This is a genomic window from Paenibacillus plantarum, from assembly GCF_013141695.1.
In the GTDB taxonomy this organism is placed as follows: Bacteria; Bacillota; Bacilli; order Paenibacillales; family NBRC-103111; genus Paenibacillus_E; species Paenibacillus_E plantarum.
Genome location: NZ_WHNY01000040.1, coordinates 220,994 through 245,939, shown reverse-complemented (window position 1 = coordinate 245,939; position 24,946 = coordinate 220,994). Strand labels below are relative to the sequence as shown.

Annotated in this window: 22 protein-coding genes; 17 read left to right on the top strand and 5 right to left on the bottom strand. The window is 46.1% G+C overall.

What is annotated here, in order from left to right; all coding sequences use genetic code 11:
• The first annotated feature begins 273 nt into the window (after window positions 1–273).
• From GC096_RS13355 to GC096_RS13320, 8 genes are all read left to right on the top strand, one after another.
• On the top strand, window positions 274–1,461 hold the full coding sequence (locus GC096_RS13355) for an acetyl-CoA C-acyltransferase (RefSeq protein ID WP_171630721.1): 1,188 nt from the start codon (window positions 274–276) through the stop codon (window positions 1,459–1,461).
• A 70-nt stretch (window positions 1,462–1,531) separates the two neighbouring features.
• Window positions 1,532–3,304, top strand: a complete 1,773-nt coding sequence (locus GC096_RS13350) for an acyl-CoA dehydrogenase FadE (protein ID WP_171630719.1) — start codon at window positions 1,532–1,534, stop codon at window positions 3,302–3,304.
• A gap of 36 nt (window positions 3,305–3,340) precedes the next feature.
• Window positions 3,341–5,011: a long-chain-fatty-acid--CoA ligase gene (locus tag GC096_RS13345; protein WP_171630718.1), complete on the top strand. Its 1,671-nt coding sequence runs from the start codon at window positions 3,341–3,343 to the stop codon at window positions 5,009–5,011.
• A 53-nt stretch (window positions 5,012–5,064) separates the two neighbouring features.
• Complete coding sequence (locus GC096_RS13340; protein WP_171630717.1) at window positions 5,065–5,481, top strand: PaaI family thioesterase; 417 nt, start codon at window positions 5,065–5,067, stop codon at window positions 5,479–5,481.
• Window positions 5,482–5,696: 215 nt separating this feature from the next.
• A complete protein-coding gene (locus GC096_RS13335; RefSeq protein WP_171630716.1) occupies window positions 5,697–7,298 on the top strand; it encodes a PucR family transcriptional regulator in 1,602 nt (533 codons plus the stop codon).
• A gap of 844 nt (window positions 7,299–8,142) precedes the next feature.
• Complete coding sequence (gene ytxJ / locus GC096_RS13330) at window positions 8,143–8,484, top strand: bacillithiol system redox-active protein YtxJ (RefSeq protein WP_171630715.1); 342 nt, start codon at window positions 8,143–8,145, stop codon at window positions 8,482–8,484.
• Window positions 8,485–8,659: 175 nt separating this feature from the next.
• Entirely contained in the window at window positions 8,660–9,541 is an 882-nt protein-coding gene (locus GC096_RS13325) for a DMT family transporter (RefSeq protein WP_171630714.1), read from the top strand.
• Window positions 9,542–9,636: 95 nt separating this feature from the next.
• Window positions 9,637–10,953: an MDR family MFS transporter gene (locus GC096_RS13320; protein ID WP_171630713.1), complete on the top strand. Its 1,317-nt coding sequence runs from the start codon at window positions 9,637–9,639 to the stop codon at window positions 10,951–10,953.
• On the opposite strand, the gene GC096_RS13315 is transcribed toward GC096_RS13320, so the two are convergent.
• Window positions 10,887–12,050 carry a M20 family metallopeptidase gene (locus tag GC096_RS13315; RefSeq protein ID WP_171630710.1) on the bottom strand — a complete coding sequence of 388 codons (1,164 nt, stop codon included), beginning with the start codon at window positions 12,048–12,050 and terminating at the stop codon, window positions 10,887–10,889. The genes GC096_RS13320 and GC096_RS13315 overlap by 67 nt on opposite strands.
• 132 nt (window positions 12,051–12,182) lie before the next feature.
• Between GC096_RS13315 and GC096_RS13310 the strand changes: the two genes are divergently transcribed.
• Both GC096_RS13310 and GC096_RS13305 read left to right on the top strand, forming a co-directional pair.
• Window positions 12,183–12,491: a hypothetical protein gene (locus tag GC096_RS13310; RefSeq protein ID WP_171630708.1), complete on the top strand. Its 309-nt coding sequence runs from the start codon at window positions 12,183–12,185 to the stop codon at window positions 12,489–12,491.
• Window positions 12,492–12,560: 69 nt separating this feature from the next.
• Window positions 12,561–13,214: a GDSL-type esterase/lipase family protein gene (locus GC096_RS13305; protein ID WP_171630706.1), complete on the top strand. Its 654-nt coding sequence runs from the start codon at window positions 12,561–12,563 to the stop codon at window positions 13,212–13,214.
• A gap of 7 nt (window positions 13,215–13,221) precedes the next feature.
• Here GC096_RS13305 and trhA read toward each other — a convergent pair whose 3' ends face one another.
• Window positions 13,222–13,875 (bottom strand): PAQR family membrane homeostasis protein TrhA, encoded by a 654-nt coding sequence (gene trhA / locus GC096_RS13300; protein WP_376769497.1) that lies wholly within the window; start codon window positions 13,873–13,875, stop codon window positions 13,222–13,224.
• 34 nt (window positions 13,876–13,909) lie between these two features.
• On the opposite strand from trhA, the gene GC096_RS13295 reads away from it, so the two are divergent.
• Window positions 13,910–14,680 carry an SDR family NAD(P)-dependent oxidoreductase gene (locus GC096_RS13295; protein ID WP_171630704.1) on the top strand — a complete coding sequence of 257 codons (771 nt, stop codon included), beginning with the start codon at window positions 13,910–13,912 and terminating at the stop codon, window positions 14,678–14,680.
• 102 nt (window positions 14,681–14,782) lie between these two features.
• Here GC096_RS13295 and GC096_RS13290 read toward each other — a convergent pair whose 3' ends face one another.
• Both GC096_RS13290 and GC096_RS13285 read right to left on the bottom strand, forming a co-directional pair.
• Window positions 14,783–15,469 (bottom strand): hypothetical protein, encoded by a 687-nt coding sequence (locus GC096_RS13290; protein ID WP_171630702.1) that lies wholly within the window; start codon window positions 15,467–15,469, stop codon window positions 14,783–14,785.
• A 16-nt stretch (window positions 15,470–15,485) separates the two neighbouring features.
• Window positions 15,486–15,980, bottom strand: coding sequence for a DUF7689 domain-containing protein (locus tag GC096_RS13285; protein ID WP_171630700.1), 495 nt, complete (start codon window positions 15,978–15,980; stop codon window positions 15,486–15,488).
• A 246-nt stretch (window positions 15,981–16,226) separates the two neighbouring features.
• On the opposite strand from GC096_RS13285, the gene GC096_RS13280 reads away from it, so the two are divergent.
• On the top strand, window positions 16,227–17,075 hold the full coding sequence (locus GC096_RS13280; RefSeq protein WP_171630698.1) for a DegV family protein: 849 nt from the start codon (window positions 16,227–16,229) through the stop codon (window positions 17,073–17,075).
• Window positions 17,076–17,092: 17 nt separating this feature from the next.
• Window positions 17,093–17,935, top strand: a complete 843-nt coding sequence (locus GC096_RS13275) for a DegV family protein (RefSeq protein WP_171630697.1) — start codon at window positions 17,093–17,095, stop codon at window positions 17,933–17,935.
• A gap of 67 nt (window positions 17,936–18,002) precedes the next feature.
• Here GC096_RS13275 and GC096_RS13270 read toward each other — a convergent pair whose 3' ends face one another.
• The gene (locus tag GC096_RS13270) at window positions 18,003–20,165 is read right to left on the bottom strand and encodes a HelD family protein (protein WP_171630696.1); all 2,163 of its coding nucleotides are present in this window, start codon (window positions 20,163–20,165) and stop codon (window positions 18,003–18,005) included.
• A 184-nt stretch (window positions 20,166–20,349) separates the two neighbouring features.
• Here GC096_RS13270 and GC096_RS13265 point away from each other — a divergent pair, with 184 nt between their 5' ends.
• The 4 genes from GC096_RS13265 to GC096_RS13250 all read left to right on the top strand — a co-directional run bounded on the left by GC096_RS13265 (window position 20,350) and on the right by GC096_RS13250 (window position 24,944).
• Entirely contained in the window at window positions 20,350–20,829 is a 480-nt protein-coding gene (locus GC096_RS13265) for a glutathione peroxidase (protein ID WP_171630695.1), read from the top strand.
• 23 nt (window positions 20,830–20,852) lie between these two features.
• Entirely contained in the window at window positions 20,853–21,512 is a 660-nt protein-coding gene (locus GC096_RS13260) for a PIG-L deacetylase family protein (RefSeq protein WP_171630694.1), read from the top strand.
• Between the two features lie 321 nt (window positions 21,513–21,833).
• Window positions 21,834–22,160: a DUF1904 family protein gene (locus GC096_RS13255; RefSeq protein WP_171630693.1), complete on the top strand. Its 327-nt coding sequence runs from the start codon at window positions 21,834–21,836 to the stop codon at window positions 22,158–22,160.
• Between the two features lie 528 nt (window positions 22,161–22,688).
• Complete coding sequence (locus GC096_RS13250; protein WP_171630692.1) at window positions 22,689–24,944, top strand: type IA DNA topoisomerase; 2,256 nt, start codon at window positions 22,689–22,691, stop codon at window positions 24,942–24,944.
• Window positions 24,945–24,946 lie beyond the last annotated feature (2 nt).

The window sequence follows — 24,946 nt, the reverse complement described above, 5'->3', positions numbered from 1 at the left end:
AACATAGAGACGCTAATTATTCCTTTTACTCCCATTTCGTGAAGAAGGGGAACGTCGGTGCACTATTTGTTCAAAAAACGAGAATTTGGCCATCATTTCGAGTAAATAGCGTACCTACGATCCCTTTCGCGTCAAAATGAGCAGATTTCGCTGAAATAGCGCACTCTCGTTCCCTTACGGGGCTTGGGAGAGGCTGAGAGCATACGTTGTACCGCAAGAAGCGCAAGAGATTCACTTAAATAATACCCAACTATACCTAATGAGGTGAGTTCGATGAAGGAAGCCGTCATTGTATCCATAACACGCACCGCCGTAGGGCGTGCGAAAAAGGGGAGTTTCGCGCAAACCCGCGCGGAAGATCTTGGCAAAGCCGTACTCGAAGAAGCTGTACGGCGAGTGCCTGGTCTCGACAAAGGTGATGTCGAGGACATCATCATCGGGTGCGCGATGCCCGAAGGCGAGCAAGGGCTGAACTTCGCCCGCACAATGTCGCTCTATGCGGGCTTTCCCGTGACCGTGCCAGCGATCACGGTCAATCGCTTCTGTTCCTCCGGCTTGCAAGCCATCGCTTATGCGGCGGAGCGCATTATGCTCGGCCACGCCGAGGTGATCATCGCCGGAGGCGTGGAGAGCATGAGCCACGTCCCGATGACGGGCTTCAAGCTCTCGCCGCATCCGCGGCTGGTCGAGACCATGCCCGAGGTGTATATGGGCATGGGGCATACGGCCGAAGCCGTCGCTTCGCGGTTCGGCATCTCGCGCGAAGCGCAGGATGGCTTCGCGACGCGCAGCCATCAGAAGGCAGCGGCGGCCATCGCAGCAGGCCGCTTCACGGATGAGATCGTGCCGGTGAGCACGAGCGTGAAGGGAGTTGACGAACGAGGCAAAGCCTTCGTTCGCTCGTACCTGTTCGCCACGGATGAGGGCGTTCGCCCCGATACATCCGTGGAAGGGCTTAGCAAGCTGAAGCCTGCGTTCAGCTTGGGGGGCTCTGTGACGGCGGGCAACGCGTCACAGACGTCGGACGGCGCAGCGGCGGCCGTGCTGATGAGCCGAGAGCGCGCGGAAGCGCTCGGGCTGAAGCCGATGGCGACGTTTCTGTCCTTTGCGCTTTCCGGTGTGGAGCCGGAAATTATGGGGGTTGGCCCCGTCAAAGCGATTCCGAAAGCGCTGAAGATGGCGGGTATTTCCCAAGATCAAGTCGATCTCTTTGAGATTAATGAGGCCTTTGCTTCGCAGTGCATTCATATCGTGCGAGAGCTTGGGATAGATGAAGAGAAAGTGAATGTCAATGGCGGTGCCATTGCCTTAGGTCATCCGCTTGGATGCACGGGCGCAAAGCTTTCAACTAGTTTGATCTACGAGCTGCAGCGCCGAGGCGGAGGGTACGGCGTCGTGTCGATGTGTATCGGCGGCGGTATGGGAGCGGCAGGCGTTTTTCAAGTGCATGCAGCGGAGTAAGAGAGCACTCATTTTACCTTTATAATACGTGTTCATTATCATAATTCCAAATCATAAGGAGAGTTGACTCATGACGAACAAAGTCGTTGGCGGAAGCTTTGTTATATCGGATCTTGATTTTCATTCCATCGTAACCCCTGAGGATTTCACGGAAGAGCACCGCATGATTGCTGAAACAACACGTGATTACGTAAACGGGGAAGTCATGCCGAATGATGAGCATTTGGAGAAGCTGGATTATGACTTAACAGTGAAACTCATGAGAAGCGCCGGGGATCTTGGCTTATTAGGAGCCGATGTACCCGAAATTTACGGTGGACTTGGTTTGGATAAAGTTAGCTCGACAATCATCAGCGAAAATTTAGCGCGTGCATCCTCTTTTGCTTTATCCATCGGGGCGCATGTAGGCATCGGAACGCTGCCAATTGTCTTCTTCGGAACCACAGAACAGAAGAAGAAATATTTACCAGACCTCGCCACAGGTGCCAAAATAGCCGCTTACTGCTTAACGGAGCCGACTTCGGGGTCCGATGCGCTTGGTGCCAAAACAACGGCACGTCTTTCCGACGATGGAAAGCACTACCTTTTAAACGGGTCCAAACTCTATATTACCAACGCTGGATTCGCTGATATTTTCATCGTATATGCGAAGATCAATGGTACGGACTTTACCGCTTTTATCGTGGAGAAAGGGGATCCAGGCTTCACGATGGGACCCGAAGAAAAGAAAATGGGGATTAAAGGCTCATCGACGCGTCCCTTATTTTTCGAAGATGTGAAAGTACCTGTAGAAAACCTGCTCGGAGAAATTGGCAAAGGCCATCTGATTGCTTTTAACATTCTGAATATCGGCCGTTACAAATTAGCTGTAGGTTGTCTAGGTGCGTCCAAGGAAACGATTGAGCTTGCTGTGAAATATGCGAATACGCGTCAGCAATTCCAGACACCGATTTCACGATTCCCATTAATTGGTAAGAAATTAGCTGAAATGAACATTCAGACGTATATCTTAGAAAGTATGGTGTACCGGACGACAGGCTTATTTGATACGATCCTCAAGGATATTGACCATTCCAGTCCTGATGCAGGCAAAATATCGGCAAAAGGCATATCGGAATACGCGCTCGAATGCTCCATTAATAAGGTTTTCGCTTCGGAAGTTCTTGACTTTATTGCGGATGAGGGACTACAAATTCACGGTGGTTACGGGTTTATTCAAGAATATAAAGTAGAGCGGATCTATCGCGACTCGCGGATTAATCGCATTTTTGAAGGGACGAATGAAATTAATCGCTTGCTCATCCCGGGTACCTTAGTGAAGAAAGCAATGAAAGGTGAACTGCCTTTGCTGCAAAAAGCACAAGAACTGCAAGGTGAATTGCTTGCCTACATGCCGGGTCAAACGTTTGAAGGTACGTTGGCGGAGGAAGCTCATTTGGTAGGTATGGCGAAAAAGGTATTCCTCATGGTTGGCGGGCTTGCTGTACAGAAATATGGCATGGCGCTTGAGAAAAACCAGGAAGTTTTGAGCAATCTTGCGGATATCATGATTCAGATTTTTGCAGCCGAAAGCGGGTTGTTACGGACCCAGAAGCTCATTCACAAGCTGGGCGAAACGAAGGCTACTAATGCGATTCAGATTACGACGGTATTTATTCATGAGGCTTTTGACAAAATTGAGGCATACGCGAAAGAAGCGCTCAGTACGATGGAAGAAGGAGATGTGCTTCGGACTCAACTATCCATACTCAAAAAGCTGTCCAGACGCAGCAGTGTCAATACGGTGGGGTTGAAGCGCGACATCGCCGCACGTGTAATTCAGGGTGAGAAATTCATCGGATGAGTATCGATGTCAAGAACCTGAAGGGGATGGTTTTGTATGAGGGAGACAAAGCCTTGGCTGCGTCATTATCCAGCGGAAGTGGCGCCGACTTACGAGTACCCGAAACATAATCTAGCACGTCTGTTGGTTGATTCAGCACATCAATTTCCCGAACGGCCGGCCTTGTATTTCTTGGGGAAAAAGCTATCGTATCGCGAATTGCTTCATGCGTCTTATCAATTTGCTCACGTGTTAATGGATCTTGGTGTACGTCCGGGGGAACGGGTGTCGATTATGCTGCCGAATTGTCCTTCGGCTATCATCGCGTACTTCGGCACGTTGATGATGGGCGGAATTGTCGTGATGACGAATCCGCTTTATGTGGAGAGAGAGCTGATTCATCAGCTCTCTGATTCGGAAGCTGTCGTTATTGTGACATTGGATCTGCTATTCGATCGCGTACAGAAGGCGAAATCGCGGACATTTCTGCGCCATGTTATCGTGACCTCGATTAAGGACTATTTACCGTTTCCTAAGAACCTTTTATATCCGATTAAAATGAAAAAGGATGGCGCCAAGCTCGATGTTACCTATGGTGATGGCGTGTATGCATTCAAGAAATTACTGCGAGCAGCTTCGGCTGCGCCTATTTGTGTGGACGTCAACGCAGATGACGATATCGCTTTGCTTCAATATACCGGTGGAACCACAGGGTTATCCAAAGGTGTAATGCTTACACATACCAATTTAATTGCAAATACGTATCAGACGAGTCATTGGTGCTATCAAGTTCAGCCTGGCGGAGATCGTTTCTTAGGTGCCATTCCTTGTTTCCATGTCTTTGGTTTAACGGTTCTACTGAATCAATCTATGTATCGAGCAGGGATGCTAATCCTTATTCCAAAGTTCGATATTGATATGATTCTCGATACCATCCACAAATTAAAGCCGACTATCTTCCCAGGTGCACCTACGATGTATGTAGCGTTAATCAATCATAAACGGGTGAAGGAAGTTGATATTTCTTCGATCAATGTTTGTGTAAGCGGTTCAGCGCCACTGCCTTTGGAGGTTCAAGAGAGATTTGAAGCATTGACCGGAGGTAGATTAATTGAAGGGTATGGGCTCACAGAGGCTTCTCCCGTAACGCATGCGAATCCAATCTGGGGATTTCGTAAAATCATGTCCATCGGCGTTCCTTTTCCGGATACAGTAACGAAAGTGGTGAATTCTGACTCTGGTGAGGAAATGCCGATTGGTGAAATCGGTGAGATTATTATTAAAGGCCCTCAAATTATGAAGGGCTATTGGAAGCGTGAGGAAGAAACGGCGAAGACGATCAAAGATGGTTGGTTATATACCGGGGATATGGGACGTATGGATGAGGATGGTTTCTTTTCGATCGTTGACCGGAAAAAGGATTTAATTATTGCAGGAGGATTTAATATTTATCCGCGCGATATTGAAGAAGTGCTCTACGAGCATCCAGCGATTCTGGAAGCGGCAGTCGCAGGTGTTCCTGATGAATACCGTGGGGAAACTGTGAAAGCTTTTATCGTGCTAAGAGAAGGTATGACGCTATCGGAAAAGGATTTAGACGTCTGGTGCAGGGAACGATTGGCGGCCTATAAGGTCCCACGTAAAGTTGAATTCAGGCAGTCTTTGCCGAAAACGATGATTGGAAAGGTGCTCCGGCGGCAATTACTAGAGGAAGAAGTCAAGCAGTAAGTGTGTTTGCTTTCATCTTTAGGGGCAGCCCTTACAAAGAAGGAGGGAGTCCAATGGATGATGGAAATGATCGTATAATTCGAAAGTTGCAGCAACTCGCAGCAGCAGCGGAGCCCACCTTCTGGGGATTTCTGGGGTGTGAATTTGTAGCTTTTAAGGACGGTGTTATCACAATTGCCTTGGATGCGAAGCCGCATCATTTGAATCCGATCGGCATGGTTCATGGCGGCGTAACATCGTCTTTGTTAGATACTGCGATGGGCATCATTGCCATGCTTGCTAGACCCGAGGAGAAGGTTGTGACGACGAATTTGAATGTGCATTTTGTGTCTCCGTTATATGCAGGTAGACTGCTTGTCACAGCGGAACTTGTCCATCAATCACATAAAATGATTACCGCACAAGGTCGAGTTGAAGACAGCGAAGGTCATTTGGGGACGATGGGGACAGGAACGTTTCGCGTGATTTAGTCGAAATCTTCGAGTAATGGGGCCTTCATAACCACAAGGATGGTGGTCATGAAGGTTCTTTCTGTTGTTTAATGTCATATAACATAACATAAAATTAATAATTTCATGAAAATTTCATATATTTTCTATTGATGTCATGTATTCTTACGTAAACGCATTGACTGATTACATACGGTCATCCTATAATCGATTAAAAGGCATAGGGGGGAAGCACGATGCATCTTACCATTCGTGAAGCGTTGGCCATTTATCCTTTAACGGAAGCAAAGCTAGTCGCCGGCAAACAAGGGGAGTCCCGAATTGTTAAATCAGTCAATGTCATGGACGCGCCTGATATTGCAGATTGGACGAAATCAGGTGAAATGCTGTTTACTACAGCCTTCGCGATGAAAGACAGCCCGCAAGAGACCGTGAACCTCCTGCGCAAATTAAATGACCGCGGAGCCGCAGGTCTAGGGATTAAGCTCGGGAGATTTTGGACGGAGCTGCCGCAAATCGTCATGGACGAAGCGGATCGACTACATTTTCCTATTATTGAAATGCCCTTTCAATTTACATTTTCGGATCAAATGAATGCGCTTTTTAACGCCGAATATCGGCGGAATACCGAACTGCTGCAAACGGTGCTTGAGAAGCAGAAGAAGCTGATGCAATTTGGACTAAAGCAAGACAATATGCTCTCGATGTTCCAACTCGTCTGTGAAATATTGGGGTATCCTATGGCAGTTGTTGGAGCGAGAAGTCAAGTTTTATATAATACCAGTAACTGGAGTTCAGATCAGCTTGCTCAGAATTGGCCGAAAAAACGGAAATCTGGCTGGGTGTACGCAGGGAAAGAAAGAGCGTATCGGGTTGGATTGCAACAACAAGATGATGAACCGTTAGGTCATTTGTTAATTATTCCGGATGTTATGTTGCTAGCAACCGTTGAAGAAGGATTATTCCAACAAGCTGCTGATATTTTGACCTTTCATATGAGTTATACGTTCAGATCCCATGTGGAAGCTTCCGCTGAGAGAGATTTACAGAATAATTTGATCCGCTATTTGGATAAAGGTACTTCTCTTGAAGAGTTTATGGAGCAAGCGGAGTCCAGAGGATTATTCATCTTTACAGGTGCTTACCAATGTGTGATTGCGAAGAGCAAGAAGGAGTCCTTGATTCCAGATGCTGCGAATGAGAAGCTCAAACAATTGAAGCAATACATGGAGTCTCATTCCAAATCCAGTAACTTGCGTGGACATCATTTTGTTATGAAGGATCACATGTTCTCGATTTACTCGACGACTCAAGCAGATGGTTTCCCTGAAGAAGAGCTATCCCAATTGTTAAGTAAATATGAGGGAGACGCTAGTCATGCGTCCGATCGAGATGGCATGGTGTTTTACACGTCGGCACTGAAGGTGAAGCCAACGGCGCTTCGCGAAGCGTACTTGGAATGCGGCGAGACGGGGCGAATGGCAGAGAAGCTCTGTTTGCCAGATCGGGTTCTACATTATGAAACGATTGAATTCGCTCATCTCTTTCAGCACTTATCGTCCCCGATGATGGAGGATTACTGCGCTAAGATCTTGCGTCCTCTTTTAGAGAAGGATCCGGAGTACTCCCAAGAGATGATTCGTACACTTGAAGTCTTCATTCGGAACGATGGTCAAGTCAGCGAGGCGGCTAAGCAATTATTCATTCATCGCAATACGGTTACGTATCGGTTGGAGAAAATCAGTGATCTTCTGCAAGTTGATTTCAAAAAAGTAAATGATCTTCTGAAGCTGAAGGCGGTATTCCTTTTCCGTCAATTCTTGCAAGTGAGATCTTAAGTCAATATAGAACCCGAGGCTGCCAGTTGGCGCTTTGGGTTTTTTATTATGTGTAGAGCGTTTGCTGATGCGGAGTGTATAGGTGGAGCTGTATGCGGAAGTTATAGTAGTCCTGCTCTTGTTGTGAAATAGATGGATTTTATGTAGTTAAATCTTCGATATTTCCGTTCGAATTTGGAATAACTGGATTTTATGTAGTTAATTACAAGCTTTATTGCCGATTTGAGCAATTTCGAGAGAATTACCTACACTTTTTCCATCTATTTCGAGTTTTCGAGGATTTTTCATCTAAATAGATGTACAATATCCATTTATTACTTGTTTCAGGGTAGATTCAAGCAACAGACACCAACAATTGTGTCACATTCAGTATACCTAGCATAACTCGCACATCCACCAACTCCAACTTACCAATTAGCTCCACCAACCCCGCCAATCCCGCCAGTCCCATCAGTCTCGCTAGTTCCGCCAACCCCGCCAGTTAAGCCAGTCCCGCAAGTCCCAGCCAGTCCCACCACCCCCGCCAGTTAAGCCAGTCCCGCAAGTCCCAGCCAGTCCCACCACCCCCGCAAGTCCCGCGAGCTCCAGCTGCCCGACCGTCTGGGATGGGGCCGCGCGCAAATCCTGGGCACGCGGTGTCGCCGACGCATGGCGGCGGTCATTTGATTTGTTTGATCAGTTTTGGTTGGTGTAGTAGGTGTTGATGGGTAGGGAATGGCTTGGTGTAGAGGGCTAGTGGATTTGGTAGGAATGTACGTAGGAGTTCAGGGATACAAGTTAGTTGCATAAGCCCATTCGTTACCTTATAATTTTGAAGAGAGAGTAGAGAAAGGAGATGTGAAACATGTCTGCATGGAAAGAGTTAACGACGTTAACGGAATGGCAGGAAGTGCTTGATCGTTCCAGCGAAAAGCCTGCTGTCATTCTGAAGCACAGTACGACTTGTCCAGTAAGTGCGAGCGCACTTGATGAATATGAACAATATTTGGCTGGTACACACAATGAGGCTGTTGATTATTTTTTGGTGAAAGTAATTGAATCACGTCCGGTATCGAATCAAATTGCTGAGGACCTAGGTATCAAACATGCGTCTCCGCAAATTCTTTATTTCAAAGATAAAGAATCCATCTGGAATACTTCGCACTGGTCAGTGACGAACAAACATATGTCCGCGGTTTTGGACTAATTCTGTCACACATTGGGCCCTTCGTTTTGTCTACGTGATGTAGGTGAAACGGAGGGTTTTTCATGCTGTTCATTAAATGAACGACGGTCAAAAAAAGATTGGCAAGCCAAACATCCTCCTATATACTTATTGACGACAACATGACGGAAACGTTCAGTTAAGGAGTTACCTATCCATGAATGCAATGAATAAAACGAAAATCCCAATCCCGATCTACCTAGTAATTGGCATCATCGCGATATCTTTTTCCTCAATTTTTGTAAAATGGTCCGACGCTTCTGCCTCCATCATTGCCATGTACCGATTATTGATGACCAATGTATTAATGTTGCCATTCCTCTGGTCCTATCGCCATGAATTTAAGAGAATCAAACTGAAAGATTGGCTTCGCACGGCCATATCAGGCATTGCGCTTGGCCTGCATTTTTTGTTCTGGATGGACTCACTGCGATATACGACGGTGGCTAGTTCAACTGCGATCTTAACGCTAGAGCCGATTTTTGTGCTCGTTGGTGCGTTCCTGCTCTATGGTGTTCGGACAAGCCGAACCTCATTGATTGCGATGTGTATCGCGATTGTGGGAGCCATTTGCATCGGATGGGGCGACTTTCAGTTTTCTGGAGAAGCGTTCAATGGAGATATGCTGTCCTTCGTGGGCACGATCGCTGTAGCGTTTCATATGTTACTGGGCAAAAGCTTGCGGGAGCGCATTTCCGCTTATGTATACAGCTTTCTCGTTTTCTTATTCGCGGGGTTGACACTTGCGGTGACGAATGTGTATTCAGGCGAATCGTTTACCGGCTATCCATGGAAAGAATGGGGAATCTTTTTCCTGTTGGCCTTTGTTTCCACGATTTTCGGTCATTATGTCTTTAACTGGCTACTGAAATATATGAAAGCTTCTTCGGTATCGATGACTGTGCTTGGAGAGCCGCTAGGTGCATCAATTTTGGCATATTTCTTACTAGGTGAAACGATTACGACGATGCAGCTTCTAGCAGGTTGTCTACTATTGGTTGGCGTTGCCTTATTCTTACGTAGTAATGAGAAACCGTAATGGTTTCTTTTTTCTTATTAATTGAACTGTGGTCAATCAACTATAAGAGTAGTATGGATCCATTTTCAAAAGTTGTAGAGAAGGGGAGAGACAGCATGAGGTTTCGAGATTTTCATCGTAATGTGAAATTACGAATTGGTCTATCCTTCCTATCGGGCACAGCGAATAATATGGTGCTTCCCTTTATGTCGATTTATTTCTCGGGGAAATTAGGGGACACACTGGCTGGATTGGTTGTTATTCTGGGCATTATGGCTGGTGTTGTGGCAGGGATCATAGGTGGTTATTATTCGGATCGATTTGGCCGGAAAAAGCTTATGCTCGCCGCAGAAATAGGCTGGATGCTCTGTTTCGCTCTTATGGCGGCAGTGAATTCGCCGTGGTTTGAATCAGCAGGCATTACCTTCTTACTTATGATTATTGTCAGCATTTTCTGGGGGATCCATGGACCTGCCAATGAGGCGATGCTCCTAGATGTTACCGCTCCGGAAGAACGTAAATTTATGTATGCCATCATGTACTGGATGAATAATTTATCGTTTGCCATCGCGGGTATGGCGGGAGCATTTTTGTTTAAATCGTATTTATTTGAACTATTTATTGCTCTCTCTGTGATCGGTTTGATAACGGGAATTATTACTTACGTCTATATACAAGATGATTATAAGGCGCCAATAAGCCGGAATTCCAGCACAACGAAGAAGAGAAGCCCTTCCATTTGGACTAATTACCGTATGGTTCTGCAAGATAAGACGTTTCTGATTTTCACAATAGCTTCCTTATTGTTGGTTTCGGTGGAGTTTCATCTGGGGAACTACGTGGCTGTTCGCTTAGGCAAAGAGATGGTGGATACGCCTTTTCTTCCATGGGTTACGGATGCGTGGCGAATTGACGGCTTCAAAATGTTAGGATTTATACGAACGGAGAATACGGTGCTCGTGGTTGTTCTATCGGTCTTTATGGGGATCCTGATGCGAAGGTTTTCTGATCGCCGAGTCCTGTTTATTGGCTATGCCTGCTATATAGCAGGGTACAGCTATCTTGCTTACAGCAATCAGCCTGGTTTACTTTTACTGTCGATGTTGATTGCCACAGTCGGAGAACTGATGTATGTTCCGATTAAGCAAGCGTATCTTGGCAACCTGGCACCAGACCATGCACGCAGCTCCTATATGGCCTTATATGGCATGGTATATAGAGGAGCTACGTTTCTAGGTGGTCTTGGCGTTATCTTAGGCGGCATGTTGTCTTCTTGGCTTATGGCTTCGTTAATTGCATTCAGCGGTGTGATAGGAATGGTGATGTTTTACTCCATTCTTGCACAGCTAGAAGAGCGGAAGAACGGTCATTTCGCAGCGGCAAATTCCTCTTTTATGGAAGCTAATAAAGCTGGTTTGGAGAGTACTTCATAAGCCGTATAGGCTAGTGCCTTGGCTGTGAAGAGCATACTGTCTAAAGCAGGTTCAGTCATGGCGAGATCACGGAATTCCTTGGTATGAAGCAAATGTCGCTCATTAACGACTTTCACGAATGGGTGAATGGTGGGGCACTGGGTCGAGACATTGCCGAGATCAAGGGAACCATGATCTTTGCCAATTTCGATGTCCTTCGGTTGGATGCCAAGCTCGAACAATTGATCGGTGAACACGTTCGACAATGCTTCATTCGTACGGAGCTCATCGTACGAGTACTCGTAGAATGATGTTTTCAGCGTGCAGCCGGTTTGAAGTGCAGCGCCTTCAGCGCAGCGAAGGACTTTCTGAACGAGCTCATTCGTGTACGTACGTGTAGCTGAACGGACGTAAAATCTGGCAACGGCATAATCGGGGATGATGTTCGGTGCTTTCCCGCCTTCGCTGATGATACCGTGAATACGAGCATCTGACTTGAGCTGTTGGCGCAGCGCATTGATGCTGTTGAAGAGCTGTAAGACCGCGTCAAGGGCATTAATGCCTTCATACGGTTGTGCTGCGGCATGTGCGGAGCGGCCGAAGAATTCGTATTCGATCGCATCCATCGCGAGCGATTCCCCTGATTTTTCATGCGTATAGTAAGGGTGTGCCATCAGCGCGATGTCGACGTCTTTGAAAAGCCCGGCAGCAGCCATCGGAACTTTGGCGCCTTTCGTTTCTTCGGCTGGCGTTCCGTAGACGCGGATGCTGCCGCCAGTTTCGGCTATGACGGATTTGAGGCCGATTGCAGCCCCGATACTCATCATGCAGATCAGATGATGGCCACAGGCGTGACCGAGCTCAGGAAGGGCATCGTACTCAGCCATGAACGCAACGACAGGACCTGGACGGCCGGAGTCATACGTCGCGATGAAAGCGGTAGGGATATCTAGAACACCACGTTCAATCGCGAAGCCATGGTAGGCTAGTTCTTCGGTTAACCGAGCAAATGCAAGGAATTCTTCATGTCCAAGCTCGGGGTTTGCGCCAATAAAGCGAGAGATGTCTTTAAATCTTGCGGCATTACTTTCTATGGTTTGTGCGATCATTGATTTCATTGGTTTGTTAGCTCCTTTGTTGAATGGTTCTTAACTCCATTGTAGTATATAGAAGCGAGAACTACCAAATGCAAAGACATAAGGACTTATTGAGGGATTAATCTTGAAGATATGAAATTGGAGGGATCGACCATGATGAAATATGGAGCGGAACATGAGGAACACCGATTTAGCTTGTGTTTTCTTGAAGAGGAAAGCCGCGGTCAGTGGCGGGATGTTTATTTAGGCATCCAGTTGGAAGAGGGAGAAGAGCTTCCAGAAGGCTTATTAGATCCATCGATTCTTGTGATTTGCAATATCGAGGGAGAGATTGTACAGATTGTTTTGCACGATGAAGGTTGCGATAGTGAGTTCCAATTCACCTATGCGGAGAAGGAACAAATTGAAAAGTATGTGAATCACCATGTAAGCGCAAAAAAAACGACGAATGAACCCCTGTAGGTATCCCTTCCCAAACTGGGCGGTGGCGCATATAGTAATATACGTCACGCTTTAGAGGAGAGGATAGCGATGGAAAAAAGAATTCAATATTTGGCATTTGGTGATTCTTTAACCGTTGGTTATGGTGCTGAGGAAGGTCAAGGCTTCGTTTCGCTGTATCGACAAAGGTTGGAATGTTTGCTGAATGTGCCTGTTTCCTTGCGTCATGCGGGCACTAATGGTGCCACGACTGCGCAATTGCTGGAGACTATCGAATCTGATCCGCAGCTTCAGAAGGATATTCAAGAAGCGACTCTCATCACCATTACAGCTGGCGGAAACGATCTCATTCAAGCGGCAATTCCTTTCTTTTATGACGGCGATAATACGGTGCTCAAAACAGCCTTACAAACGTACGAATCCAACTACCGTAAATTGATCGCTCAAATTGAAAGGCTGCGGCAAGGTATACAAACCCCGTATTTACTGGCCTTGATTGGTTTATATAATCCATTACCGCAGATTCCAGATGCTGCTTATTGGGTACAGCGCTTTAATCTATTTCTGCGTAAATTAGAGCAACCGCATATTCAAATCGTGCAGGTGTACGACGCATTCGTAGGTCAAGCGGCACTATTTTTATCAGAGGATGCCATACATCCAAATGAACGCGGCTACGAGCGATTGGCCAATCAATTAGAGGTGGCTGTCTCCCTGCAGCAACTGGAGCAGTTGTTCGTGTGACATGAAGCTATCTCACATAACCGAAAACGGAAATGAAATGACAGGCGCTGCCGGCTAGCACGAAGACGTGCCAGATGGCATGGTGATACGGGATGCGCCTCCATACATAAAATATTGAGCCTAGTGTGTAGAACAAGCCGCCTGCAACTAACCAGACAATGCCGCCAAGCGGCAACTGAGCGTAAAGTGGTTTGAACGCGATCACAATCAACCAACCCATCACGATATAGCACAAGGTTGAAACGAGTACGAATCTTTTGACGTAAAACAGCTTCAGCACGATGCCAATGAGGGCTAAGCCCCAGATGACACCAAAAAATGTCCAGCCCAATGCCCCCCGTAAGGTAACAAGTAGATAGGGCGTGTAACTACCCGCGATTAACACGTAAATCGCCGAGTGATCAAGAACTTCGAAAATATCCTTTGTTTTCGATTCGGTAACACTGTGCAGCAGCGTGGAACATGAATACAAGAGTACAAGCGCTGTGCCAAAAATGCTAAAGCTAACAATATGCCAAGCATTTCCGTGTGCGCAGGCTTGCGTGATGAGCAGGACGAGTGCTGCGATGCTGAGTACAACACCTATACCGTGTGTAATCGCATTGGCTTTCTCTTCTTTGATGGAATATTGCATAGACAACCCTTCTTTCTTTGACAGCATGGAAGACTCCCTATATAGATTGGACGATGAATCGATGTATTTACCCTCATTTCAATTGAATAATAAAGTGGCTCTGGTGACCGGAGCTGGAAGAGGTATTGGACGTGCACTCGCAATTGGCTTAGCAGAAGCAGGGGCTGACGTCGCGATCTTTGCTCGAACTGGCTCGGATTTGGAAGCAGTGGCGGGTGAGATTCGCGCTTTAGGCAGACAAGCCTACCCGTTTTCTGTCGATGTTACGAATCGTGAACAAATTGAGGCAGCAGTTTCGGCTATCATCAGGGAAACAGATCGCATTGATATTCTTATTAATAATGCTGGCATGAACATTCGCAGTCAAGCTTTGGCCGTTACTGATGAGGAATGGGACACTATCATGCAGACAAACTTGAAATCCGCTTTCTTGTGCTCGCAGATCGTTGGTCGACACATGCAGCAGCGGGAATATGGACGAATCATCAATATTGCATCCGTAGCGGGGCAAGTAGCGCTTCGCACAGGTGTGGTATACGCTGCAACCAAAGCTGCGATGATCCAAATGACCAAGGTGCTCGCTCTTGAGTGGGGGAAACATGGCATTTTGGTCAATGGCATCGGTCCCTGGTACTTCAAAACGCCGTTGACCGAGAAAATCTTGAATCAACCGGATTATTTGGCGGAAATTATTGCACGCACGCCACTGCGTCGTGTTGGAGAGCTGGAAGAGCTAGTCGGACCAGCGGTATTCTTGGCTTCCGATGCAGCGAACTATGTTACAGGCCAAACGCTGTTTGTAGATGGCGGAATGACGATTTATGGATTCTAGCAAAAAAAAGCACTGCGTGCTGCGGTTGGCAGCACAAGTGCTTTGAGAACTTAAGAGATAATCATCGTTTATGCGAATCTCGGTGAGTGGTGAGTGCTTACATTATCTCTGTTGCACGTAGTCTTTCAGATTCTTATATTGCGATTTGTGAGCAGTTACCCATTCTTTTTTGTTAGAAATGGTTTCATCGGCAACAGCGTTATTTCCGTCGCCTTTCGTTAAGGCGATCAGTGCAGGAAATAAAGAGTCATCGCCACGCTCAATTTGATCAGCTATAAATGGAATTGCGGGTGTTCCGAGTTTAATGATCTTCCTTACTTTATCATCTGAATTGGATTGTTTATCCGTTAGAATCGCATCGACGGATGAAGGAATGGATGTAAGATGAAGATTCCATTTTGCAGCAAAACCTTTCCCATTTTCCCATGTGCTACTTTCGTTTTCTTTTAAATCTACTTTTGCAATACGTTCCATAGCAATTGCTGTGATGTACTCTTGCAAGCCGTTTTGCTTACTATTAGATAACTTTTTATCTAAGTAGGGGAGCGCATCATTACCTAGATTAACTATGTTTTCAAAATCCTCATTGTTTTTGATATAGTCATAGGGATTCGAACTGAACGAGAGGTTTGATTGTAAAGAAATTTCCTTATTTATTTGTTCGGATATGGCAGCGAAGCTTTCGTTAATCTGTTTCTCAGCGGCAGAAACGTTTTTGTTGTTCATTAAAAAGGATACGAGTAGAAAACTGCAAGTAAATAAAGATAAAAAAGTTAATATTTTCTTCATTGGATATCACTTCTCCTTAGTGAGCGTATTTTTTTACGCCTGGTCCGTAATTACTTGCACTGTAGGGTTGCCAGCCATAACTTTGAAGAAGTTCATAATTGCCCCACTTGGCATTGGTGTAATTAGAAGCAGCAATTCTACTGAAATGAGTAATGGAATAGATGTTTCCGTATGAAATAATTTCATAAGCAGCAACATCCGTGCTGCTGATATCTTTACTAGTTCCGAAACCTTTAGATTTTAAATAGGTATCTGCTTTCCAAGTATCCGGATTACTCACTCCCCATGGCCAGTCCCACGAGCTATAGTTGCCTAATGCGTACGCGAGACAATTGTAAGTACCTGTCGCATCGCCTAACCACGCATAATTACCTGCCGTAGATACCATTGAATCTAACGTGTACGTGGAAGTAGTAATGCCAGCAAGAGCAGTGGTTGCGCCTGAGGCAATTGCTCCTACTGCTATAGCAGCAGTTACTAGTTTCTTTTTACCTATTAACAATCGAGTCATTATTAACCATTCCTTTGAAATATTGGGTATAAATACCATTACAATATTTAACATATCACAGAATAATGACAATTTAAACCATTTTTTATTTGGTATGCGCGGGATTTATTTGCGAATTTTGGCGAATCGTGTCTAAAATTGTAGGATTGAGCTTTGGGAATCGTTCTATTATACTAGACACAAACAACTGTAGTGATAGACGTTCTCATTATTAGTGGAAACTGGTAGATAAGGTGGTAGGATCGAATGGCTCAAGTTCGTATTTTTACAGACAGTACAAGTGATTTACCAGAGGAGTTACTGCAACGGTACCAGATAGAAGTTGTTCCTTTGTATGTAATTTTCGAGGATCAATCGTATCTGGATCGTGTAGATATTCATGCAGAGCAGTTGTTTGATTTTGTAGCGCATACAGGTAAACTACCCAAAACAGCGGCGCCATCACCTGGTGATTTTGAACGCGCTTTTGCACCGTTCATCGAAGCGGATGAAGATATTGTTTTCATCGGTTTATCCTCTGAGCTATCGTCGACGATCCAGAATGCGAGGATTGCCGCTGAGAGTTTCCCAGATGGTAGAATTAGGGTGATCGATTCTCGAAACCTATCAACAGGAATTGGCGTACTAGTAGTTAAGGCGGCGCAAGCTGCATTAGAAGGACGAAGCCCATCAGAGATTCAAGCGATCGTGACATCGTTCATTGATAAAATAGAAGTTTCCTTCATTATTGATACCTTGGAATATTTACATAAAGGCGGCAGATGTTCTAGTGTGCAGGCTTTCTTTGGAAGTCTTTTGAAAATTAGACCCATCGTTCAGGTCATCCAAGGTGCAATGCAATTAACGGACAAAATTAGAGGGAAACGTGAGAAAGCTTTGAATCAATTACTACAGAATGCACTCGCATTCAAAGATGACATGGATACGGATTTCATGTTCATCACACATGCGCAGGCTCATGATGAAGCGGCTTATGTGAAAGAACAATTTGAATTGCATACCAATGTGAAAAACGTATTTCTTTCGGAAACCGGGTGCGTCGTTTCGAGCCACTGCGGACCACATACGCTAGGTATTGTTTTCGCCAAAAAATAAGAAATGAGTGGACAGCCATGACGACAATCAAGATTATCACGGACAGCAGCTGCGATCTTCCGAGAAACATGATAGAAGAAATAGGAGTTGGGATCGTTCCCTTATCGGTTCAATTTGGCGAGGAGTGTATGCCAACGGATATGGATCTAGCCGATTTCTACGCCAAGATGAAGCGGGAGAGCATGTTGCCGAAAACCTCAAGCCCATCACCTGGGCACTTCCTTAGTGAGTATCAGAAGGGTGGTCCTGATCAAGATATTCTTGTACTGTGTCTGTCATCGGCGTTAAGCTCTACGTATCATCACGCTGTGATGGCGAAAGAAATGCTGCTGGAAGATGGTTATACCGGCCGCATCGAAGTCATCGATTCCAAGACAACTTCACTTGGTTTAGGTGTGCTTGTTTATCGGGCGGCTCGGATGGCGGCAAGCGGTATGTCATATGAAGAGGTGACAGCTTCCATTCAGCAAGCGGTACCGACCTCAGGGACTTTCTTTTTCTTAGATACGCTGGAAAATGTCATTAAAGGTGGAAGGCTCGATCGCGTCCGCGGCGCAGTGGCTTCTGTCTTGAATATTAAGCTTCTCATGAAAGCAAGTGAAGAAGGTGCGATTGAGGTTGTCGAGAAAATTCGCGGTTCTCAGCAAGCTTTGAAGCGATTACTCTCGTTTCTGGGTGATAAGGAGCATGATTACGAGAAGGATGTGATAGCCATCGCACATAGCAATTGTGAGTCGAGGGCGCGCGAATTCATGGCTCAGCTTTTAGAAAAACATCCGTTCCGCCATGTACTATTTTCCAATATGGGCACTGTGATTGGCACCTATGCTGGTGAAGGTGGCGTCCTAGTCGCCTACTAAGTTGTGAAAAAAGACACCTATCTCCCGATCGATCCTAATGATCAGAGAGTAGGTGTCTTTTTGGTATTTACACTGGAAACTCCGTTGTCGTGATATCCGGTTGGTCCACAGTGACTAACGGTGAAATATCTCCCGTCACAAGCAGCCATAGTTCATGCAGGGCGCGTGTGCACCCTACGTAAAGAAGTTTGGCATCCATGAGGGTTGTTTCATAATGCTCCGCTGTAACGTCCATGAGAATAACGGCATCGAATTCTAAGCCCTTTGTCAAATAAACAGGCAACACTGAGATGCCACCGCGATAAACGCGTTGCTTGGAGGTGATCAAATTCGTCTCAATCCCCGCGAGCGTCAACGCATCATGCAGCTCCTGAGCTTGCTTTTCCGTACGCGCGACGACAGCGACTGTGCTGGAGGTGCCAGCTAGCAAGCTTGTGATCGCTTTCTGCACCAGCGGCAGCCGCTCTTTGTGCGAAGTCTGCAGCACACGAACTTTATTCCCGCTGCGGAAGACAGGAACGGCAAGTAAGGGATTGCTTACGCCGCGTTGGAGCACCGAATTCGCAAACTGAATGATTTCCATCGTGGAACGATAGCTCCGCTCGAGCTCGAAATATCCTGTTTCTTCCTCTTGGAACACACTGGAAAATTCCTTCCAATCTTGAATACCCTGATACGCATGTATTCCTTGCGATAAATCACCCAAGATCGTGAATGAGCTGTTGCGTGTGTACGCATCTAACACCGCCACTTGGAATGGTGAGAAGTCTTGCGCCTCATCAATGACAACATGATCGAATAACCGATCCGACGAAATGCCATGAAGCCGTGTATGAATGTAGAGGAGAGGAGCTAGATCCTCGAGCCCAACTTCCTTCTTTTTGAAAAGCTTAGCTGATGCAGCTACGATGGACTCGGGCATGTTCTGAAGCAGCACTACTGGCAAGCTGTCCGGCCGACCTTTGTCTGTGAACAGCATTTTATAGAAGGTAAATGCCGTATACTCAGGCCATCCTGTCAAATAAGTACGCAGCTTCTGGGCGGATTTCTTCTTCAGCTCTTTTTTTAAGCTTTGCTCCCACACCTTCTCAAGCTGGATCTCCATCCAACGCTTGATACGCACAACGACGCGCTCACGGCGTTTAATCATCGGATAATGCTTATTCTCGACGAAGAACCATTCGCGAATGGTAGCTATGGGCAGCTTGACGCCATCCCAAGGCGAGAAGTCCGCAGTTGGCACGTAGGTGGTTTCAAGTCGATTGAGACAGTCATCCAGGTAGCTTTTGAAATTGATAGCTCCTTTGAAGCGCCCTGGCGCTTGGTCATCGACTGGAGGCCGCTTGCTTCCGAGAGCAAACCAACGTTGTAATGTGATCTCTTGATCGGCGATTTGCACTTCATGATCGAGCACATCAAGCGCCCAATCTGTGAATGTACTCTGCTGAATATTGCCGACACCGAGCTCAGGGAGCACGCCTGAGATATAGTCCAAGAACATAGAGTTGGGTGCGAAAATAATCATACGCTCTGCCCGAACTTGTTCACGGTATTGATAGAGAAGGAAGGCGAGGCGGTGCAGAGCTACGGTTGTTTTACCGCTTCCTGCGACCCCTTGAATGATAAGTGCGGTATTCTTCGCTGCACGGATAATCCGATCTTGCTCCGCTTGAATCGTGGAGACGATATCGCGCAGTTTGTTGTCTTTATTTTCGCCTAAGCGATATAGCAAGAACTCATCGCCGACAGAGAGGGAGTCTTCATTCCGGTCATATGTATCAACAACACGCTGGAGAATTTGCTTGCGCACAACAAGGTTTCGCTTCAAGTAGACTAAGCCGTCGATCATACCGTCCGGCGAATCATAGGAAGCTGCGTCCAAGCCGCCTGTAAAGGAATAGAAGAGGCTTGCTACTGGCGCACGCCAATCAATGACGAGAAGTCTACCTGTTCGTTCGTCTTCTACGCCGGCTTTACCAATGTAAAGCGGTGAGGGTGAACCCGTGCCTGTTTCTTCGAAGTCAAGGCGGCCGAAATAGGGCTCGTCAATGGCTTTGGCTAAATTGTGCCTGCCGTTCTCGCGCAAAACTTCAAGTGCTTGCTCCGTTAAATCAGGACCGTAATAAACAGGAGTTGCTCTAAGGCGTTCCAGTTGTTTATCGATTTCCTTATTCGTTTGTTCAAGCCTTTGAAGTTCTTCTTGATAGGCACTTTGAGTCTTTGTGTCCAAGATCAGTTACCTCCTAAGATCAGATGTTGTCTATTGATTTGTCATAAACAGGTAAACACTATAACACACCTAGCGGGAGATAGAAAGTGATTCTGGAAAATCATTGGCGATCATTTGGGCTTCTGTGGAAAGGAATGGTATACTGAGGAAGTATGCATTTTAAATAATGGAGGCGAAGGGATTCATGTCTATTTATGATATCGCAGTTACAACGATTTCAGGCGAAACACAAACACTTTCAGCATATAAAGGGAAGACGCTTCTCATTGTGAATGTTGCTAGTGCTTGCGGACTTACACCGCATTATAAAGGGCTTCAAGCATTGTATGAGCAATACCAAGATCAAGGGTTGGTCGTACTCGGATTTCCTTGTAATCAATTCGCTGGTCAAGAGCCAGGGACGAATGAAGAGATCCAAGCGTTTTGCGAGCTTAACTACCAAGTGACATTCCCGTTATTTGATAAAATCGATGTAAAAGGTGAGCATGCGCATCCATTATATACGTATTTGTTAAGCCATACGCCTGAGCCGTATGCTACTGGCGACATTGAATGGAATTTCGTGAAATTCTTAGTTGACGCGAATGGAAATGTAATTAAACAATACAGTGCGCGTACAGAACCTGCGGACATTAGCGCTGATATTGAGGCTGTTTTAGCATAAATGAAAGATGAGGTGGACGTGCAATGGGGTCCCAAAACGGGTTTATCTATGCCCATCCTGATGATGAAACATTCTTAAGCGGATGCCTCATTCGCCGTCTAGCTGATGCTGGAGAAGACAATGTCTTACTTCTAGCCACACGTGGCGATGCTGGGAGACAAGGGTTGGAGCGGGCGAAGAATCGGCAAGAATTAGCGGAGCTACGAGAACTAGAGATGCGCGCAGCAGCTGAAATCCTAGGGATTTCAACGATTGAGCACTTAGGCTGGCCAGACGGTCAATTGGATGAAGTTGATTTTGAGACACTCGTACAACAGATTATTACGTTTATTCAGCGTCACGAGGTGGAGAATGTCTACACATTTGCAGAAGATGGCGGTAATGGACATCGTGACCATATCGCGATCTCCAAAGCGACTACTGCGGCTGTACAAAGTGGTGCTTGTCCAAGTGTAAGGAAATTGTTCTATGCATTTTCTCCGCTCCTGCGTGCGCAAGGGCACCAACCGTACATTCTAATTGACACCGAGAAGCAATGGTCCGTTAAGGCGGCTGCACTTAAAGCTCATCAAACGCAGCATGTTACGATTGGGAGGCACTTTGGCAATCTGGTAGATTTTCCAGAAGAGAGACGTTGGGAGGCCTTTGTGCTGGGGTGGGAGAATGAATTCGTAACATTGTAAAAAATATTACTAATGTACCCCCGGAAATCGTCCTGACATTACGAATGACCTTATAGAGCAGGTCATTCAACGGTTCTAGGGGAGTGTAAGGATGTCACTTTGTAATTGTGATAAATGTGGGCGCGTTTTCCTCACGAAATGGGAAAAGAGATGTACAAGCTGCTCGCAGCTTGTTTTGCACGATTCGAATAAAGTAAAGGATTTTGTTCGAACGAATCCACGCGCGACACTTATTGAAATTTACCATCAAACAGGGGTCTCCTTGCAAACTATAAAAGAATTAATGAGAGCTTAACCGCACAAGCAAAGGAGCTTTCGAGAATGCCTCATATGATTATAAGAGGGATTAGTGTTCCTCATATTCAATCTATTAGCACAGCACTGATATCCGAATTAGCTGCTGTCTGTTCTTGTGGTATAGACAATTTCATGTTGGAATGTTTACCAACCGTCTCCATTTTCCAAGGTGAGATCTGTGCGACGTACCCATTTATTGAGGTAGGCTGGTTCGAGCGAGGGCAGGAAATTCGAGATGCCTATGCAGAAGTGTTGACTAAACATATTTTATCACTCGGGATTCCTGAGGTTGAAATTGCTTTCAAGGTATATAGGGAAGATAGTTATTATTGGAATGGGAAGTTGGTTTAAACTAAATCCATGTGAACCTTTTACTCCGCTTTTATGGTGGAGTGAGAGGTTTTTTTGCGTTGTGGATATCCGCCATGCAATGCGAGAACATCGATCCCGACTAAGACTATGCTCCAGGCGAATAAATGTATTTTTTACAGTTAAATTAAGGGGTTTTTCGATCGTATGCTGAATAGATGGAGAACATACAGTTAATCTTAACTATTTTAGCTAATTCGAATGAAAATGGAGATATTACATACATATTTTACAGTTAATACAAATTTTTGAGGAAATATCTCGCAAATAGCTGTATATTTTCCAGTTAATGCCAATGTATAGGGCAGAGTCCCAAGTTTTGAATTCAATGCACCTGTTCAAACCCGTCAGAATCCGTGGAATTGGATGTTAACTGGTTTGTTTTTTTATGCCAAAAGTCATAATTCACGCAATCGATATTGCAGGCGATAATAAAGTGGGATACACTGAATCGACAGAATCTGATTTCCAGAATGACTTCGGGAATCACATGATAGGAGCGATTTGTGGTTGAAGACATTAATTATTGCGGAAAAACCCGATATGGGGCGAAACATAGCTGCCGCAATAGAACCAAAAGCCAAAAATATGAGGTCTCATCTAGAAGGTGAGCAATATATCATCACGTGGGCAATCGGACATTTGATTGAGCTGGCGGAACCGGATCATTATGATGAAAAATATAAAAAGTGGAATATTAATCATCTTCCAATTATTCCTTCTGAATTTAAGTTAATTCCTAACCCGCGTACGTATGATCAGCTCAAGGTGATCGCGGAGCTAGCGAAGAAATGCAATCAACTGGTTAATGCGTGCGATGCCGGGCGAGAAGGGCAGCACATTTTCTCCCTTATCCAGCGGCACCTGGGGCTCAATCAGCCTGTTAAGCGGCTTTGGATTTCCGATTTAACGTCGGAAACAATTCGCAATGGGTTCGCAACGTTAAAGGATGGCGCCGAGTATGAGAACTTGACGCGCGCCGCGCGTTCTCGCAGTGAAGCGGATTGGCTGATTGGCATGAATGGTTCACGTGCGTTTACGACGAAACATAATGTGTTGCTATCGGTGGGACGCGTTCAAACGCCGGTGCTTGCGCTAATTTATGATCGCCAAAAGCAGATCGAGGCGTTTTCCTCGCTCAAATTTTATGAGCTAGAGGGTCACTTCGCGCAAGGGGAAACACCATACCGAGGCATGTGGCAGGGGGAACGCTTCACGGATGGTGAGAAGGCGGCAGCACTTGCTTCGAAGGTAAAAGGGAAGCCCGCTCGGATCCAGTCCTACGAGGTAAAAGAAACCAAAGAATTCCCATTCAAATTGTATGATTTGACCTTGCTCCAACGTGAGGCGAATGGGAAATATGCCTTTTCTGCGAAGAAAACGTTGGATACAGCGCAAGCTTTGTATGAGAAGCATAAGGTTATTTCGTACCCAAGAACGAATTCCAACTATGTGACGGAGCAAAATATTCCGGATATGCATAAGGCGCTAAACGCCTTACAAGGAACGGCTTATAACGAACTTGTACAAGGCGCGAATCGCAATCTTGTTCATATTAATAATAAATTTATTTGTAATCCGACTAAGGTTGAGGATCACCACGCCATATTGCCTACGAATAAGAAGGCTTCAGGACTAAGTCCGGATGAACAGAAATTGTACGATCTCATTGTCAGACGTTTTCTCTCTCAATTTTACCCGCCTGCTGCCTACAAAGTGCATACGGTCATGACGGAAGTGGAACAAGAGCTTTTCAAGACAACCGTCAAAGAATTGTTGTCGCTAGGCTGGAAGGTCATTTACGCTGATCAGAAGAAGGAAAAGGCGAAGGCGACCAAAGGGAAAGAAAAGGAAGACACGGATGACGAGGAAGAGGTCGAAGTCAACGAACCTTTCTCCATCGATGCGAATGGGGATGTGCTGTGTACAGATGCCATTGTGAAGGAGAAAGACACCCAGCCACCTAAGCATTTTAACGAAGGCACCTTGCTGAAGGCGATGGAGAGCGCGGGGAAGCAGATTGAGGATGAAGAGCTCCGCGATGCAATGAAGGACTCCGGTCTAGGCACGCCGGCGACACGAGCAGCAACGATCGAACGCTTGAAGAAGGTTGGCTATATCGACATGCAGGGGAAGAAAATCATTTTGACCCAGAAGGGCAGAATGGTCGTTGAATTGATTCGCGGAGCGGGCATAGAACTGTTGACGTCACCTGAGATGACAGGGCAATGGGAGCGCAGATTGAACGAAATTTCCCGTGGTACAGCATCGGACGACCAGTTTATGCACAATGTGAAGCGATTTGCGACGCTGATTGTCGATAAGGTGCGCAAGCAAGCTAGAGCTTCGAAAACGGATTTCGAAGGCGAGAATGCACCGGAAGCAACTGGCAAACGTGGAACAGCTTCAACGAAAACGACCGCTCGTGGGGACGGAGCACCGAAAGCTACTGCGAAGAAGCGTGCGCCTGCTGCGAAGCCAGCAGGGGATGGAGCTAGCACGTTCATTGCGATGTGTCCAAGACCAGGCTGCGGCGGCTCCCTCTTCATGGGGCGTAAAGGCTATGGCTGCTCGCATTATAAGGAAGGCTGCTCCTTCGTTATTTGGAAGGAAAGCTTCGGTCGAAGCTTAACCGACACACAAGTACAAGCACTTGTTCAAAAAGGGAAAACGACGAAGTTGAAGCTTGTTTTAGACGATGGAACAGAAACAGAGGGGAAGATTGTGCTGAAGGACGTTGCTACAGGCGTACTCGGTACGGAATGAAT

What these genes read in the sequence shown, in the direction of transcription:
- GC096_RS13355 (WP_171630721.1), top strand. Translation starts at nt 274, where the DNA reads ATGAAGGAAGCCGTCATTGTATCCATAACACGCACCGCCGTAGGGCGT.
- GC096_RS13350 (WP_171630719.1), top strand. Translation starts at nt 1,532, where the DNA reads ATGACGAACAAAGTCGTTGGCGGAAGCTTTGTTATATCGGATCTTGAT.
- GC096_RS13345 (WP_171630718.1), top strand. Translation starts at nt 3,341, where the DNA reads ATGAGGGAGACAAAGCCTTGGCTGCGTCATTATCCAGCGGAAGTGGCG.
- GC096_RS13340 (WP_171630717.1), top strand. Translation starts at nt 5,065, where the DNA reads ATGGATGATGGAAATGATCGTATAATTCGAAAGTTGCAGCAACTCGCA.
- GC096_RS13335 (WP_171630716.1), top strand. Translation starts at nt 5,697, where the DNA reads ATGCATCTTACCATTCGTGAAGCGTTGGCCATTTATCCTTTAACGGAA.
- ytxJ (WP_171630715.1), top strand. Translation starts at nt 8,143, where the DNA reads ATGTCTGCATGGAAAGAGTTAACGACGTTAACGGAATGGCAGGAAGTG.
- GC096_RS13325 (WP_171630714.1), top strand. Translation starts at nt 8,660, where the DNA reads ATGAATGCAATGAATAAAACGAAAATCCCAATCCCGATCTACCTAGTA.
- GC096_RS13320 (WP_171630713.1), top strand. Translation starts at nt 9,637, where the DNA reads ATGAGGTTTCGAGATTTTCATCGTAATGTGAAATTACGAATTGGTCTA.
- GC096_RS13315 (WP_171630710.1), bottom strand. Translation starts at nt 12,050, where the DNA reads ATGAAATCAATGATCGCACAAACCATAGAAAGTAATGCCGCAAGATTT.
- GC096_RS13310 (WP_171630708.1), top strand. Translation starts at nt 12,183, where the DNA reads ATGATGAAATATGGAGCGGAACATGAGGAACACCGATTTAGCTTGTGT.
- GC096_RS13305 (WP_171630706.1), top strand. Translation starts at nt 12,561, where the DNA reads ATGGAAAAAAGAATTCAATATTTGGCATTTGGTGATTCTTTAACCGTT.
- trhA (WP_376769497.1), bottom strand. Translation starts at nt 13,875, where the DNA reads ATGCTGTCAAAGAAAGAAGGGTTGTCTATGCAATATTCCATCAAAGAA.
- GC096_RS13295 (WP_171630704.1), top strand. Translation starts at nt 13,910, where the DNA reads ATGTATTTACCCTCATTTCAATTGAATAATAAAGTGGCTCTGGTGACC.
- GC096_RS13290 (WP_171630702.1), bottom strand. Translation starts at nt 15,469, where the DNA reads ATGAAGAAAATATTAACTTTTTTATCTTTATTTACTTGCAGTTTTCTA.
- GC096_RS13285 (WP_171630700.1), bottom strand. Translation starts at nt 15,980, where the DNA reads ATGACTCGATTGTTAATAGGTAAAAAGAAACTAGTAACTGCTGCTATA.
- GC096_RS13280 (WP_171630698.1), top strand. Translation starts at nt 16,227, where the DNA reads ATGGCTCAAGTTCGTATTTTTACAGACAGTACAAGTGATTTACCAGAG.
- GC096_RS13275 (WP_171630697.1), top strand. Translation starts at nt 17,093, where the DNA reads ATGACGACAATCAAGATTATCACGGACAGCAGCTGCGATCTTCCGAGA.
- GC096_RS13265 (WP_171630695.1), top strand. Translation starts at nt 20,350, where the DNA reads ATGTCTATTTATGATATCGCAGTTACAACGATTTCAGGCGAAACACAA.
- GC096_RS13260 (WP_171630694.1), top strand. Translation starts at nt 20,853, where the DNA reads ATGGGGTCCCAAAACGGGTTTATCTATGCCCATCCTGATGATGAAACA.
- GC096_RS13255 (WP_171630693.1), top strand. Translation starts at nt 21,834, where the DNA reads ATGCCTCATATGATTATAAGAGGGATTAGTGTTCCTCATATTCAATCT.